The sequence below is a fragment of the Enterobacter sp. Taxon_2 genome, from assembly GCF_058355295.1.
The window spans coordinates 255,700-269,364 of sequence record NZ_CM178024.1 but is presented as its reverse complement, the minus strand read 5'-3'; the positions used below and the strand labels follow the sequence as shown (position 1 = coordinate 269,364).

Below are 13,665 nucleotides of genomic sequence, written 5' to 3'. Positions count from 1 at the left end.
CTACGACTACGGCACGATCCGTAGGTCAGGTAAGCGCAGCGCCACCTGACGATAAGATTCCACCGTTGTAGAGGAAGAACCCCATGGATGTCATTAAAAAGAAACGCTGGTGGCAAAGCGACGCGCTGAAGTGGTCAGCGATCGGTCTGCTGTGCCTGCTGGTGGGTTACCTTGTTGTTTTAATGTACGTACAAGGGGAATATCTGTTCGCCATCATGACGCTGATTTTAAGCTCTGCTGGCCTGTATATTTTCGCTAATCGTAAAGCCTATGCCTGGCGCTATGTCTACCCGGGCGTGGCCGGGATGGGGCTGTTTGTCCTGTTCCCGCTGATTTGTACCATCGCCATTGCGTTCACCAACTACAGCAGCACCAACCAGCTTGCGCAGGAACGCGCAACGCAGGTGCTTCTGGACCGCTCTTATCAGGCGGGTAAAACCTTTAACTTCGGTCTGTATCCTGCCGGAAACGAGTGGAAGTTAGCGCTTACTGACGAAGCAAGCAGCAAATACTATGTCTCCGACGCGTTCAAATTTGGCGGCGAGCAGAAGCTGGCCTTAAAAGAGGCACAGGCCCTGCCGGAAGGTGAACGTGCCAACCTGCGCGTCATTACCCAGAACCGTCAGGCGCTGACCCAGCTCACCGCCGTGCTGCCAGACGAAAGCAAAGTGACGATGAGCTCGCTGCGCCAGTTCTCCGGCACGCAGCCGCTCTATACTCTGGCGGATGACGGCACGCTGACCAACAACCAGAGCGGCGTGAAATATCGTCCGAATAACGACATTGGTTTCTATCAGTCCATTACTGCCGACGGCAAATGGGGTGATGACAAACTCAGCCCGGGCTATACCGTCACCATCGGCTGGGACAACTTTACCCGCGTGTTTACTGACGAAGGCATTCAGAAACCGTTCTTCGCCATCTTCGTCTGGACGGTGGTCTTCTCCGTACTGACCGTGATCCTCACCGTTGCCGTGGGTATGGTGCTGGCCTGCCTCGTCCAGTGGGAATCCCTGAAGGGCAAAGCGATTTACCGCGTACTGCTGATTCTGCCGTATGCCGTGCCGTCGTTTATCTCGATTCTGATTTTCAAAGGGCTGTTTAACCAGAGCTTCGGTGAAATCAACATGATGCTGAGCGCGCTGTTTGGCATCAAACCGGCCTGGTTCAGCGACCCAACCACCGCCCGCTCGATGATCATCATCGTCAATACCTGGCTGGGCTATCCGTACATGATGATCCTGTGCATGGGCCTGCTGAAGGCTATCCCGGACGATCTGTACGAAGCCTCGGCGATGGACGGCGCGGGCCCGTTCCAGAACTTCTTTAAGATTACGCTGCCGCTGCTCATCAAGCCGCTCACCCCGCTGATGATTGCCAGCTTCGCCTTTAACTTTAACAACTTCGTGCTGATTCAGCTGTTGACCAACGGCGGTCCGGATCGCCTTGGCACCACGACGCCGGCAGGTTATACCGACCTGCTCGTGAGCTACACCTACCGTATCGCCTTCGAAGGCGGCGGCGGTCAGGACTTCGGTCTGGCGGCGGCGATTGCCACCCTGATCTTCCTGCTGGTAGGCGCACTGGCGATTGTGAACCTGAAAGCCACACGTATGAAATTTGACTAAGGAGGGCATCGATCATGGCAATGGTACAACCCAAATCTCAGAAGCTGCGCCTCCTGGCGACGCACTTAGGCCTGCTGATTTTCATCGCGGCGATCATGTTCCCGCTGCTGATGGTTATCGCCATCTCCCTGCGTTCGGGTAACTTCGCCACCGGGAGCCTGATCCCGGACGAAATCTCCTGGGAGCACTGGAAGCTCGCGCTGGGCTTCAGCGTGGAGCACGCGGATGGCCGCGTCACGCCGCCGCCGTTCCCGGTGCTGCTGTGGCTGTGGAACTCGGTGAAAATCGCAGGCATTACCGCGATCGGTATCGTGGCGCTGTCCACCACCTGCGCTTACGCCTTTGCCCGTATGCGTTTCCCGGGCAAAGCGACGCTGCTGAAAGGGATGCTGATTTTCCAGATGTTCCCGGCCGTGCTGTCGCTGGTGGCGCTGTACGCCCTGTTTGACCGCCTGGGCCAGTACATTCCGTTTATCGGTCTGAACACCCACGGTGGCGTGATCTTCGCCTATCTTGGCGGTATCGCACTGCATGTATGGACCATTAAAGGCTATTTCGAAACCATCGACGGCTCGCTGGAAGAAGCGGCGGCGCTGGATGGGGCAACCCCTTGGCAGGCGTTCCGCCTGGTGCTGCTGCCGCTGTCGGTGCCGATTCTGGCGGTGGTGTTTATCCTGTCGTTTATCGCTGCGATCACCGAAGTACCGGTTGCCTCACTGTTACTGCGTGATGTGAACAGCTACACCCTGGCCGTGGGTATGCAGCAATACCTCAATCCGCAAAACTACCTGTGGGGCGACTTTGCCGCGGCGGCCGTACTTTCCGCCATCCCGATTACCGTGGTGTTCCTGCTGGCGCAGCGCTGGCTGGTCAATGGCCTGACGGCGGGCGGTGTGAAAGGTTAAGTTTCATTTTGTTATGCCACTGCAACCCTCAACTTTAGACGTATTGTATTGACCCAACTTGTGACTGTTGTTAGGCGCTCTTCGGAGCGCCATTTTTTTATTCCCGTTTCAGCCGCTTTGAGTTACACAGCCAGAGGGTGATCACCAGCAGCAGGATCGCCGCCGAGTAGATCAACACGTCGAGCGGGGATTTATGATCGACGATGATCAGCCGCACAATCGCGGTGATCCCTATGTAGACAAAATAACGCAGCGGGAAGTGAAAGCCGGACTGAAAGTACTTCACAATCAGGGCGATAAATTCAAAGTAGAGAAAGTAGACCACCAGGCCTTCCACCAGCGCATATTTGCTGGTTTGTTCAGGGGCAAACAGTACATCCGCCAGATGCACCGTCTCTTTACCCAAAAAGACGACCAGTATCAGGCCAAGGCTCAACAGACCGAGGTTCAGCACGGTCTGGAGGATAGTTGAGATAAACTCAACGCGCGGGCGAGTCAGGGATGTCATACAGCACCTCATTCTCCAGGGCGAGGTTCCTGTATAACGCAAAAATGTGACGGAGATCTATATTTTTTGTTTATGTTTGGCGCAACGGAGAGGATTCCCCTCACCCCGGCCCTCTCCCCAAAGGGGCGAGGGGGAAAAGACAGCGCCGAGCGATCCCCTCTCCCCTTTGGGGAGAGGGTTAGGGTGAGGGGCATCAGCGGAAATTAATGTTCTTGTCGCTGGTCATGTCGTACAGCTGGAACTTACGCCCAAGCTGCTGACCACCGTCGCGCGTCAGCGGCGTCCAGCCGATGGCCGCACGGCTGCGGGTTGGACCAGATGAGAACAGATCCAGCGGAATCGATACGTAAACCCCTTTGGTGAAGTCCCCTTCCCCATATTCGTCCGGCGAGACATTGGTGATGGTGGCGTAGCCGCCCACCACGACGCCGCTGTCGAAGTGTTTGGAGATGTCCAGCGTGCCGCCCTTATCGCCCGCCAGGTACTGGCCGACGCTGGCTTTCACCAGCACGTCAGGTGCGAACGACGGCGTCCAGTAGGCAGTCAGGTGACCGGTTTTGACGCTGTAGTCGGTGAACTTCATCATGTCCTGGGCGCTGCGCCAGTCACGCTGCTTGACGTAGTTGGCATCAACCCCGAACGCCCAGTTGCTGTCGACAGGACGATAAAGCACTTCCGCCCCCGCGCCGCCGTACATGGTTTCCAGATACCCGCCGTACACCTGGCCGTAGAAGCCGTTGCCGAAGTACTGGAAATAGTTGGCCTGCAGGTTATTCACATAGGCATCGTTCTGCACGTACTCACGCACGCGGGTACGCACGCGCGGCAGCTGTGAGTCTTTTGGCGGGTTGGTATAGTTGAACTTGTCGTAGTTGTTAGCGATGTTGCCAAACAGGCTGCCGGTGGTCAGCAGGTGGTCGGTAAGCCACAGATCCGCCGTCGCCATGACGCCCAGCTGATACATGTAGAAGTTTTCCGGCCCGCCGACGGACTGGTTCAACACCGGATCGATATGGAAATCGAAGCGCGACTTGTCGATATACCAGCCCTGCTCGGTGGTCTCCGGCACGATCGGCTCTACGCGTTTTTGCACCAGCTCGGTTTCATGCCCGAGCGGTTCGCCTTCCAGGTGGCGCTTAAGGCTGGCAACGTCCGTTTCCGTCGTCACCTGCGGCAGGTTGAGACGATTCTCCGTCACGCGGATCGTGCGGATCCCGTCCGGGAGATCGTTCATAACGATCCGGTTGGCGCGTTCGATCCCTTCGCGCGAGTCGCGGTATTTCACCTGCTCGCCGGTCACGTACAGCGTATCGCCTTTCACCTGAATTTTCGGATCCGCCAGACCGGCATTGTATTTCAGCAGCGTCAGCTGGTTTGCCACCACAGAGTGCTGCAGAATCGCATCCTGCGGCTCCGGCTGGTATGCAGGCCGCGCGTTATCATTGTAGTGCGGCCGCATGTCGTTAAAGTTGGTGCGCAGCGTGAAGCCAAACATCACCGTATTGCCGCGCTCGTAGCTGAGGTTAACGTCGGCCCAGTCGGTGACGCGATAAATGGCGCCGACGTTAAACTTGCTCTTCTGCTCAATCTTCCCGGCGAAGTCCTGCGAGTAGTCATTCCCCTCGTACTCCAGCTTCAGGCGTAATGGCTGCCAGGGTGTTTGATACTCTACACCGCCAAACAGCGACGCCGGGCCGTGGAACATCTGGTCCCCGTTGATGGAGCCCGCTTTCTGATAACTGTTATCGCGGTAGCAGTATTTATCGCTGTAGGAGCAAAACGGGTTTTTCACGTTACCGCTGGTGCCGAGATAGCCCCATCCCATCCCGAGTGAGAAGTCGAACGGCCCCCAGGCTTTGCTGGCCACGATGTATTCCGCATCAAACAGACCGGTACCGCCGATATCTTTGGCACCCACTGAGACCTGCGGCATCCAGTAGCTCTCTTCCCACAGGCGCAGCTTGACGTCGAAGGCTTTATCTTTGTAGGTCTGATCGCCTGAGAACGCCTCGACGCTGCTGTATTGTTTCGTCCGCACGTCGGTATAGCGCAGCGTGGTTTCAAGCCACGGGAACAGCTGCACCGACGCCGAGTAGTAGCGATACTGGTCGTTATCACGGTAGTTAAGGCTAATTTCCCCCTCGCGCGCCATACGCGCGGTGGGCGTTTGTAGTAAACCGACGCCGCCGAAGTCTGACTGAGACGGGCCAATGGGTGCCGGATACGTTTCTGCATGGCAGGCGGCACTCACGCAGAGCGCCAGCATGCTGTAGAGATAAGTTCTTTTCATTATTCCGGTATCCGCTGAATCAGGGAGTGAAGGATATCGGCGTTAAGCCCGTCATACGCCTTCGTCCAGAAATGGTCGGCAAAACCGACAAAAATGATGCTGCCCGGCATGGGTTCGATATGCCGTTTATTCCAGTAAGCGACGGGGGCTTTTTGCGTGTGGCCGTCAGGGTAAACCACCCAGGCGTAGCTGTTATCGGCACCGCTCAGCAGGCTCTGCTCGTCGAGGTAGCTCGCCACGTCACGACCGGGGGTAAAGGGCTTATTACCCGGGCTGCTGATAAGCCCCATCACGGTCACCGTCGTCGGCTTCGCCGGCAGCCAGAGCGTATAGTCCCCTTCCAGCGTCGGGTTGCCGTTTTCCGTGACGCGCACGTCATCCGGGTCAAGATTGACGTTCTGACGGCCCGTCACCTTCAGCGCCTGCAGCTGCTGACGGACGCTGTTAATGGCCGCCGCGTCGTCGCCATCTTCCTGCTCCGCGAGTCCCGTCAGCCTCGCAAGGAGAGCCTTGTGCTGTTGTTCCGCTTCAGCGGTCTTCTGCCGTTCAGCGATGACCGCGCCCGGCCACCAGCTGTTGGCGAGCCTTGGCTGTCCGACGAGATCGAGCAGATGCTCGGCGTGGGTTAAGGTTTTGGGTTTTTCACTGTCCGGCGTGTAGACCTTTACTGTCCCGGCGGACCATGCCAGCGGCGCGGCAAAACTGGCGATAAGCGCAACGTGAATGAGCGTTTTCATGATTTCGCCGCCTTGATCAGGGTGGTTTTGACCGGGAAGAATCCGGCACCGAGATACTGTAAGGACTGACGGATCTGCCCTTCCTCGTCGATCCAGAAGCGGTTGTGCCAGGTGGCCTTGTCGGTGGTGACCTCTTCATCCAGCACGCGAACCTGCGTTTCGTCGCTGCCGACTTTCACGCTGTCCGTGCCGTCCCAGCGGAAGGTCGAGCGTGCCGTGGCGTAACGCACCTGCTTGTGTTCGGTCCAGCCCATCGTGCGCGTCCAGCCTGCGCCGTCGGCGATCTTGTTCGGCTTGATCAGCGGGTCGTCGGCGATATTATTCACCTCCAGCAGGTTATCGCCGCCCAGCAGGGTTTTCACGATACGGCCATGCTGCGTCACGATGGTAGCCTGATCCTGCGTCACCCATTTCTGCTGCCCGTTTTCATCGAAAGCGAGCACCACAAACAGTTGCGGGCCATCGTTAAGCTGCATGTACTGACTGGCATAGGGCATGTTCTGAAGTTCGTCATCGGTCAGATGCACGCCCGGTGTGCCGAACAGGCTTTCCCACAGTGAGTTTCCCAGCCCTTTAGTGGTGGCCGAGCACGCCTGCAGCAGCAGGCAAATCAGAATGATTGCAGGTCGCTTCACGACTCTTCTCCGAAGGGGCGAAATAACCACACCGAAGTGTGGTTATGATTAAAACACCCGCTATTACTGGGTGCTGGTTGTCGTGGTGGTCGTGGTTCCGGTGTTGGAGCCATCACCGCCACCGGTTGCCGCCAGCGCGACACCCACGGCTGAACTTACGGTGCTGGCGCTGGCTGCGGTAGAACTTCCCGCAGACGCAGACGTCGCAGCCGAACCTGCCGCTTCCCCGACCTGAACCGGAGCTGCATAGACAGATGTCGCCGCAAGCGCAGATATGGCAAAAATGCCATACAGTACTTTCTTCATAACAATTTCCCTTCAATGAATGAATGGAGATTTGCCCGAAAAGAATTTCAGGCGGAATCGAGTATACACAACTACTGCCGTGGGTTTGCCGTAAGGGGAAATAGGGAGAGGGTTTTCGGATTAATGGTTAAAATGGAAATGAAAGACAAATGGCATAAATATATAATTTATAAAAATCAATAACTTATAATATAAATATATTAATGGACTACTGCGTATTTTCTTAAAATAAACCGCAGCAATTAACGGGTTAACCGTCTTTTTCGGATTAAACTCAGATCCAGAATTTGAGTTAACTAACAGACATCAGGAATTATCCGATAAAAAAATGCCGGCATTTCGCCGGCACGTTTTCATGACGTTTTAATTACGCACGCCATGCTTTATAACGGTTGATCAAACCATTTGTTGAGCTGTCATGGCTGGTAATCGCTTTATCATCACCCAGCTCTGGCAGAATACGGTTTGCCAGCTGTTTGCCCAGCTCAACGCCCCACTGGTCAAAGGTGAAGATGTTCAGGATCGCGCCCTGTGTGAAGATTTTGTGCTCGTACAGAGCAATCAGCGCACCCAGGCTGAACGGCGTGATTTCGCGCAGCAGGATGGAGTTGGTTGGACGGTTGCCTTCGAACACTTTGAACGGCACCACGTGGTCCAGCGTGGCTGGGTCTTTACCCTGGTCACGGTATTCCTGCTCAACCACCTCGCGGGATTTACCAAACGCCAGCGCTTCGGTCTGTGCGAAGAAGTTGGACAGCAGCTTCGGATGGTGATCGGACAGCGGGTTATGGGTAATAGCCGGGGCGATGAAATCGCACGGTACCATTTTGGTGCCCTGGTGAATCAGCTGGTAGAAGGCATGCTGACCGTTGGTGCCCGGCTCGCCCCAGATGATTGGGCCAGTCTGGTAGTCCACCGCGTTGCCGTTACGGTCAACATATTTACCGTTGGATTCCATGTTGCCCTGCTGGAAGTAGGCCGCAAAGCGGTGCATATACTGGTCGTACGGCAGGATCGCTTCGGTTTCAGCGCCGAAGAAGTTGTTGTACCAGATACCGATCAGCGCCAGCAGCACCGGCAGGTTTTTCTCTGGTGCGGTGGTGGAGAAGTGTTTATCCATCGCGTGCGCGCCGGAGAGCAGCTCAACGAAGTTGTCGAAGCCCACGGACAGGATGATGGACAGGCCAATCGCAGACCACAGGGAGTAGCGGCCGCCAACCCAGTCCCAGAACTCGAACATGTTCGCGGTATCAATGCCGAACTCGCTGACGGCTTTACCGTTGGTAGACAGCGCCGCGAAGTGTTTCGCCACGTGCTTGTTATCGCCAGCCGTTTTCAGGAACCAGTCGCGCGCGCTGTGGGCGTTGGTCATGGTTTCCTGGGTGGTAAAGGTTTTAGACGCAACCAGGAACAGGGTGGTTTCCGGGTTCACGTTCTTCAGCACTTCGGCGATGTGGGTACCATCGACGTTAGACACAAAGTGCATATTGAGGTGGTTTTTGTACGGGCGCAGCGCTTCGGTCACCATGAACGGACCGAGGTCAGAACCGCCGATACCGATGTTAACCACGTCAGTGATCGCTTTGCCGGTGTAGCCTTTCCAGTTGCCGGAGATGATCGCTTCGGAGAAGGTTTTCATCTTTTCCAGCACCGCGTTCACTTCCGGCATGACGTCTTTGCCGTCAACGATGATTGGCGTATTGCTACGGTTACGCAGAGCGACGTGCAGCACGGCACGGTCTTCGGTGCGGTTGATCTTCTCACCGGAGAACATGGATTTGATGGCGTCGGCAAGCTCGGTTTCTTTCGCCAGATCCTGCAGTTTTGCCAGCGTCTCTTCGGTAATGCGGTTTTTGGAGAAATCCACCAGCATCAGGTCGTCGAAGGTCGCGGAGAACTTGTTGAAACGATCGGCATCTTTCGCGAACAGATCCGCGATGGTGACGTCTTTCATTTCATCATAATGTTTCTGGAGTGCCTGCCAGGCAGCGGTCTGCGTTGGGTTGATGTTTTTCATTAGCAATACTCTTCTGATTTGAGAATTGTGACTGCGGTCGATTGTAGCGCCTGCAAATAAAAATTGTGATGGTTTTTATGCCATTGCCCTGGCCTGCATCAAACGCAGGTGAAAAGACCCGAAAAGTATAGCTGCTGAAACGCCCTCCCGGGGCGGCGAAATGTCGGTCAAAATGCCCTAAAACGGAGCATAAAATCTGGCGCTGTTATAAGTCCTGTTTCTCAGGGGTACCCCCCCATAAAAAATCCGCATAATCCCAGCATTGACAGGACCTCCCCCGCATTTTATTTATAGGGCCGTATTTTGCGCCTGCACCTGTTTTCGTTTCACTCTTGTGCCAAGGTCGCTTATTCATTCCCTGACACGAGGTTGTTATGACGAGTTTTGTGGTCGCCAAGTTTGGCGGCACCAGTGTGGCCGATTACGATGCCATGAACCGCAGCGCCGATGTGGTGCTGGCCGATCCGAATACCCGCCTGGTGGTGCTGTCTGCATCTGCCGGCGTGACGAACCTGCTGGTTTCTCTGTCTGAAGGACTGGAAGCGACAGAACGTTTCGTGAAGCTGGATGCACTGCGCAAAATTCAGTTCGACATTCTTGAGCGTCTGCAGAACCCGAACGTCATCCGCGAGGAAGTGGAACGTCTGCTGGAAAATATCACTACCCTGGCAGAAGCCGCCTCTCTGGCCACCTCCACCGCCCTGACCGACGAGCTGGTTAGCCACGGCGAGCTGATGTCCACCCTGCTGTTTGTTGAAATCATGCGCGAGCGTAACATTCAGGCGCAGTGGTTTGACGTGCGTAAAGTGATGCGTACCAGCGACCGCTTTGGCCGTGCCGAGCCGGACGTTGAAGCACTGGCCGAACTGACCAATCAGCAGCTGGCACCACGCCTGGCAGACGGTATCGTGATCACCCAGGGCTTTATCGGCAGTGAAGCGAAGGGCCGCACCACCACGCTTGGCCGTGGCGGCAGCGACTACACCGCCGCGCTGCTGGGCGAAGCCCTGCATGCCACGCGCGTGGATATCTGGACTGACGTTCCGGGCATTTACACCACCGACCCGCGCGTCGTTTCTGCGGCGAAACGTATTGACGTGATCGCGTTTGAAGAAGCGGCTGAAATGGCCACCTTCGGTGCGAAAGTGCTGCATCCGGCAACCCTTTTGCCAGCCGTACGTAGCGATATTCCGGTCTTCGTCGGCTCCAGTAAAGATCCGAAAGCGGGCGGGACGCTGGTCTGCAAGAAAACGGAAAACCCGCCGCTGTTCCGCGCCCTGGCCCTGCGCCGTCGCCAGACGCTGGTCACCCTGCACAGCCACAATATGCTGCACTCCCGCGGTTTCCTGGCGGAAGTGTTTGGCATTCTGGCACGCCACAACATCTCCGTGGATCTGATCACCACCTCTGAAGTGAGCATTGCGCTGACGCTGGACACCACCGGTTCTACCTCCACCGGCGACACCCTGCTGACGCAGTCGCTGCTGATTGAGCTGTCCGAGCTGTGCCGCGTGGAAGTGGAAGAAGATCTGGCGCTGGTTGCCATCATTGGCAACAAGCTGTCGCGTGCCTGCGGCGTGGGCAAAGAGGTGTTTGGTGTGCTCGACCCGTTCAACATCCGCATGATTTGCTACGGTGCGTCCAGCTATAACCTCTGCTTCCTGGTGCCTGCCGATCAGGCCGAGCAGGTCGTGCAGAAACTTCATCAGAATTTGTTTGAATAAAATTCGTTAGCGCGATAAACAATATCTACAAGCCGGGCACAGACCCGGCTTTTTCATAACTAAACAACACGACAATACTGCAAGGAAACCATTATGTTATCCGCCATCACGCGGCTGTTCCCGTTATGGGCGCTGCTGCTCTCCGTACTCGCGTATTACACCCCCACCACGTTCACCGGCATCGGGCCGTGGGTCACCACCCTGCTGATGCTGATCATGTTCGGTATGGGCGTGCATCTGAAAGTCGACGACTTTAAACGCGTGCTGTCTCGCCCTGCGCCCGTCGCGGCAGGAATATTTCTGCACTACCTGGTGATGCCGCTCGCGGCGTGGCTGCTGGCGATGGCCTTTAAGATGCCGCCCGACCTCTCCGCCGGGATGGTGCTGGTGGGCAGCGTGGCCAGCGGCACGGCGTCCAACGTCATGATCTATCTGGCGAAAGGCGACGTGGCGCTCTCCGTCACTATCTCGTCCGTCTCTACGCTGGTGGGCGTGATTGCCACGCCGCTGTTAACCCGCCTGTACGTGGATGCGCATATTCAGGTGGACGTGATGGGCATGCTGCTGAGCATTCTGCAGATTGTGGTGATCCCGATTGCGGTGGGGCTGGCCATTCACCATCTTTTCCCGCGCGTGGTGAAGGCCGTTGAGCCATACCTGCCCGCGTTTTCAATGGCCTGTATTCTGGCCATCATCAGCGCCGTGGTAGCGGGCTCCGCCTCGCACATTGCTTCCGTAGGCTTTGTGGTGATCGTCGCGGTGGTGCTACATAACACCATTGGTCTGCTGGGCGGCTACTGGGGAGGGAAACTATTTGGCTTCGACGAATCGACCTGCCGCACGCTGGCAATCGAGGTAGGGATGCAGAACTCCGGCCTGGCGGCGGCGCTTGGTAAAATTTACTTCTCCCCGCTGGCGGCCCTGCCTGGCGCGCTGTTCTCCGTCTGGCACAACCTCTCCGGCTCGCTGCTGGCGGGCTACTGGTCCGGCAAACCGATTGATGAACAAACGAAAAAAGATGCGGTGAAGCAGGGTTAATTGACTCAGCTTGCTTTACACTGAAGCCTCCCCATCAGGAGGCTTCAGCAATGGCTATACCACGTTTGACCCAGAAAGACATGACCGAAGCCGAGCAGCGCGAACTGAAAACGCTTCTCGACCGCGCCCGTATCGCACATGGCCGCACGCTGACGAACGCCGAAACCAATCAGGTGAAAAAAGAGTACATCGATAAGCTGATGGCGCAGCGTGACGCCGCGGCGAAAAAAGCCCGCAAGCTGAAAAAAGAGCAGGCTTATAAACCCGATGCAGAGGCGACCTTTTCCTGGTCGGCCACAACGTCTACCCGTGGAAGGCGCTAATCAGCGCCCTTTCTTTTTACGGCCAGGCTGGGTAAATCGCTTCCCGTTACCCGATTTGCCGCGTCCTTTCTCTTCCGCCTGCGGCGCCTTCACCACCGGACGTTTAATCGCCTGGGTTTTCGGTTTTGCTTTGGCCTTCGGCTTCGCTTCGGACGAGGAGTTCTCGATAAGCTTGAATAGCTCGATCAGTTCGTCATCCGTTAAGTCGCGCCATTCACCCAGCGGAATGCCGGACAGGCTGACGTTCATGATGCGCGTGCGCTCAAGCTTCGTCACTTCATAACCGAAATGTTCGCACATGCGGCGGATCTGGCGGTTTAAGCCCTGCACCAGGGTAATGCGGAACGCGAACGGCGCTTCTTTCTTCACCTTACACTTTTTCGTAACGGTACCAAGGATCGGCACACCGGCGCCCATACCGCGAATGAAGTCGTCCGTGACCGGCTTATTCACCGTCACAATGTACTCTTTCTCGTGATCGTTACCGGCACGCAGGATCTTGTTGACCAGATCGCCGTGGTTGGTGAGGAAAATCAGCCCCTGAGAGTCTTTATCCAGACGGCCAATCGGGAAGATACGGCTGCTGTGGTTCACGAAATCAACGATGTTGTCCCGCTCACCGTCTTCCGTGGTGCTGACAATCCCAACCGGTTTGTTCAACGCGATAAACACCAGGTCTTCAGCATCACGCGGTTCGATGAGCTGACCATTCACTTTAACCACATCGCCAGGCACCACCTGATCGCCGATGGTGGCGCGTTTGCCGTTAAGAAACACGTTACCTTGTTCAATGTAACGGTCAGCCTCGCGACGTGAGCAGATCCCGCTCTCGCTAATGTATTTGTTTAATCGGGTTGATTGAGTTGGCAGCATAGTTTCTCCTGTGAAGGGCGAAATATACCTTACCTTGCGGCTGACAAAAAAGTGTTAGTAACCGTTGATCAAAAAATCGAGTGCATCCCGCAATGAAGCACGGTTTTGCGTAAGATCGGCGACACGCTCGCCTAACTCTTTTGGCGATATGCCTGCCATCATGTGCATCATTACCACACAGGGTTTACCCGCTATCTCAACGACAGGGCACACTTTCGCAGGTGGCTGAATGCCTCCCAGATGGCTAAGTTCAACTGCGGGGGCGACCAGAACATGCTTCATCACATTAGCCACGGGATGCTGCATATTGATTAGCCAGGGATAGGCAGTTTTCCCCTTACCTTCATTCTCATAAGCAAAATATTGCTCCATCAGAACGACCTCTGAAAGTCACTAAAGGAGCCGTTTTCATCAACCCATTGGTTAATGGCCTCGATAGAAGCTTTATTTTCTGCTAACCACTCTGCACGCTGATGCGCACGAAACTGCTCCTGCAGTGCAGCCGTGAGCACGGCAGAGAGATTAAGTTTAAGCCGTCGCGCCTCTTCAAGGATTTCAGGTGCTAACGACACGTTGACTGATTTTTTAATGCCATGAGTAGTGCGCATGAAAACCCCCATCGGAATGCGCATGAATTGGCGAAGTGTAGCGTAATAAACGACCATTTTCTATTCCCTAAAA

At 55.8% G+C, this 13,665-nt stretch carries 14 protein-coding genes; 5 read left to right on the top strand and 9 right to left on the bottom strand.

The genetic code is table 11. The features are described from left to right. Positions 1–83 precede the first annotated feature (83 nt). Both malF and malG read left to right on the top strand, forming a co-directional pair. Complete coding sequence (malF, locus tag AC4IC4_RS01200; protein WP_301512270.1) at positions 84–1,628, top strand: maltose ABC transporter permease MalF; 1,545 nt, start codon at positions 84–86, stop codon at positions 1,626–1,628. A 14-nt stretch (positions 1,629–1,642) separates the two neighbouring features. Beyond that, positions 1,643–2,533 (top strand): maltose ABC transporter permease MalG, encoded by an 891-nt coding sequence (gene malG, locus AC4IC4_RS01195; RefSeq protein ID WP_008500077.1) that lies wholly within the window; start codon positions 1,643–1,645, stop codon positions 2,531–2,533. 97 nt (positions 2,534–2,630) lie between these two features. On the opposite strand, the gene psiE is transcribed toward malG, so the two are convergent. The 6 genes from psiE to pgi all read right to left on the bottom strand — a co-directional run bounded on the left by psiE (position 2,631) and on the right by pgi (position 9,026). Then, positions 2,631–3,041, bottom strand: coding sequence for a phosphate-starvation-inducible protein PsiE (psiE, locus tag AC4IC4_RS01190; RefSeq protein ID WP_000202963.1), 411 nt, complete (start codon positions 3,039–3,041; stop codon positions 2,631–2,633). A 193-nt stretch (positions 3,042–3,234) separates the two neighbouring features. Next, entirely contained in the window at positions 3,235–5,331 is a 2,097-nt protein-coding gene (locus AC4IC4_RS01185; protein ID WP_024906678.1) for a YjbH domain-containing protein, read from the bottom strand. Then, entirely contained in the window at positions 5,331–6,068 is a 738-nt protein-coding gene (locus AC4IC4_RS01180; protein ID WP_463727389.1) for a capsule biosynthesis GfcC family protein, read from the bottom strand. The genes AC4IC4_RS01185 and AC4IC4_RS01180 overlap by 1 nt, the downstream gene beginning before the upstream one ends. Continuing rightward, entirely contained in the window at positions 6,065–6,703 is a 639-nt protein-coding gene (locus AC4IC4_RS01175; RefSeq protein ID WP_491472016.1) for a YjbF family lipoprotein, read from the bottom strand. Before AC4IC4_RS01175 ends, AC4IC4_RS01180 begins: the two co-directional genes overlap by 4 nt. A 63-nt stretch (positions 6,704–6,766) precedes the next feature. Then, positions 6,767–7,009: an exopolysaccharide production protein YjbE gene (yjbE, locus tag AC4IC4_RS01170; protein WP_008503423.1), complete on the bottom strand. Its 243-nt coding sequence runs from the start codon at positions 7,007–7,009 to the stop codon at positions 6,767–6,769. Between the two features lie 367 nt (positions 7,010–7,376). Further along, entirely contained in the window at positions 7,377–9,026 is a 1,650-nt protein-coding gene (gene pgi, locus AC4IC4_RS01165; protein WP_048990575.1) for a glucose-6-phosphate isomerase, read from the bottom strand. Positions 9,027–9,400: 374 nt separating this feature from the next. Here pgi and lysC point away from each other — a divergent pair, with 374 nt between their 5' ends. From lysC to AC4IC4_RS01150, 3 genes are all read left to right on the top strand, one after another. Then, on the top strand, positions 9,401–10,750 hold the full coding sequence (gene lysC, locus AC4IC4_RS01160) for a lysine-sensitive aspartokinase 3 (RefSeq protein ID WP_045909145.1): 1,350 nt from the start codon (positions 9,401–9,403) through the stop codon (positions 10,748–10,750). Between the two features lie 93 nt (positions 10,751–10,843). Next, on the top strand, positions 10,844–11,788 hold the full coding sequence (gene panS, locus AC4IC4_RS01155) for a ketopantoate/pantoate/pantothenate transporter PanS (RefSeq protein WP_407859322.1): 945 nt from the start codon (positions 10,844–10,846) through the stop codon (positions 11,786–11,788). A gap of 50 nt (positions 11,789–11,838) precedes the next feature. Beyond that, entirely contained in the window at positions 11,839–12,111 is a 273-nt protein-coding gene (locus AC4IC4_RS01150; protein WP_491472015.1) for a YjbD family protein, read from the top strand. Here the strand turns inward: AC4IC4_RS01150 and rluF are convergent, their stop codons facing one another. Genes rluF through AC4IC4_RS01135 form a run of 3 tightly spaced genes read right to left on the bottom strand, consistent with a single transcriptional unit; the run spans position 12,112 to position 13,649 of the window. Next, on the bottom strand, positions 12,112–12,984 hold the full coding sequence (gene rluF, locus AC4IC4_RS01145; RefSeq protein ID WP_491472014.1) for a 23S rRNA pseudouridine(2604) synthase RluF: 873 nt from the start codon (positions 12,982–12,984) through the stop codon (positions 12,112–12,114). A gap of 54 nt (positions 12,985–13,038) precedes the next feature. Continuing rightward, positions 13,039–13,356, bottom strand: a complete 318-nt coding sequence (locus tag AC4IC4_RS01140) for a CcdB family protein (protein ID WP_029740630.1) — start codon at positions 13,354–13,356, stop codon at positions 13,039–13,041. Then, complete coding sequence (locus tag AC4IC4_RS01135) at positions 13,356–13,649, bottom strand: type II toxin-antitoxin system CcdA family antitoxin (protein ID WP_048990569.1); 294 nt, start codon at positions 13,647–13,649, stop codon at positions 13,356–13,358. The genes AC4IC4_RS01140 and AC4IC4_RS01135 overlap by 1 nt, the downstream gene beginning before the upstream one ends. Positions 13,650–13,665 lie beyond the last annotated feature (16 nt).

What these genes read in the sequence shown, in the direction of transcription:
- malF (WP_301512270.1), top strand. Translation starts at nt 84, where the DNA reads ATGGATGTCATTAAAAAGAAACGCTGGTGGCAAAGCGACGCGCTGAAG.
- malG (WP_008500077.1), top strand. Translation starts at nt 1,643, where the DNA reads ATGGCAATGGTACAACCCAAATCTCAGAAGCTGCGCCTCCTGGCGACG.
- psiE (WP_000202963.1), bottom strand. Translation starts at nt 3,041, where the DNA reads ATGACATCCCTGACTCGCCCGCGCGTTGAGTTTATCTCAACTATCCTC.
- AC4IC4_RS01185 (WP_024906678.1), bottom strand. Translation starts at nt 5,331, where the DNA reads ATGAAAAGAACTTATCTCTACAGCATGCTGGCGCTCTGCGTGAGTGCC.
- AC4IC4_RS01180 (WP_463727389.1), bottom strand. Translation starts at nt 6,068, where the DNA reads ATGAAAACGCTCATTCACGTTGCGCTTATCGCCAGTTTTGCCGCGCCG.
- yjbE (WP_008503423.1), bottom strand. Translation starts at nt 7,009, where the DNA reads ATGAAGAAAGTACTGTATGGCATTTTTGCCATATCTGCGCTTGCGGCG.
- pgi (WP_048990575.1), bottom strand. Translation starts at nt 9,026, where the DNA reads ATGAAAAACATCAACCCAACGCAGACCGCTGCCTGGCAGGCACTCCAG.
- lysC (WP_045909145.1), top strand. Translation starts at nt 9,401, where the DNA reads ATGACGAGTTTTGTGGTCGCCAAGTTTGGCGGCACCAGTGTGGCCGAT.
- panS (WP_407859322.1), top strand. Translation starts at nt 10,844, where the DNA reads ATGTTATCCGCCATCACGCGGCTGTTCCCGTTATGGGCGCTGCTGCTC.
- AC4IC4_RS01150 (WP_491472015.1), top strand. Translation starts at nt 11,839, where the DNA reads ATGGCTATACCACGTTTGACCCAGAAAGACATGACCGAAGCCGAGCAG.
- rluF (WP_491472014.1), bottom strand. Translation starts at nt 12,984, where the DNA reads ATGCTGCCAACTCAATCAACCCGATTAAACAAATACATTAGCGAGAGC.
- AC4IC4_RS01140 (WP_029740630.1), bottom strand. Translation starts at nt 13,356, where the DNA reads ATGGAGCAATATTTTGCTTATGAGAATGAAGGTAAGGGGAAAACTGCC.
- AC4IC4_RS01135 (WP_048990569.1), bottom strand. Translation starts at nt 13,649, where the DNA reads ATGGTCGTTTATTACGCTACACTTCGCCAATTCATGCGCATTCCGATG.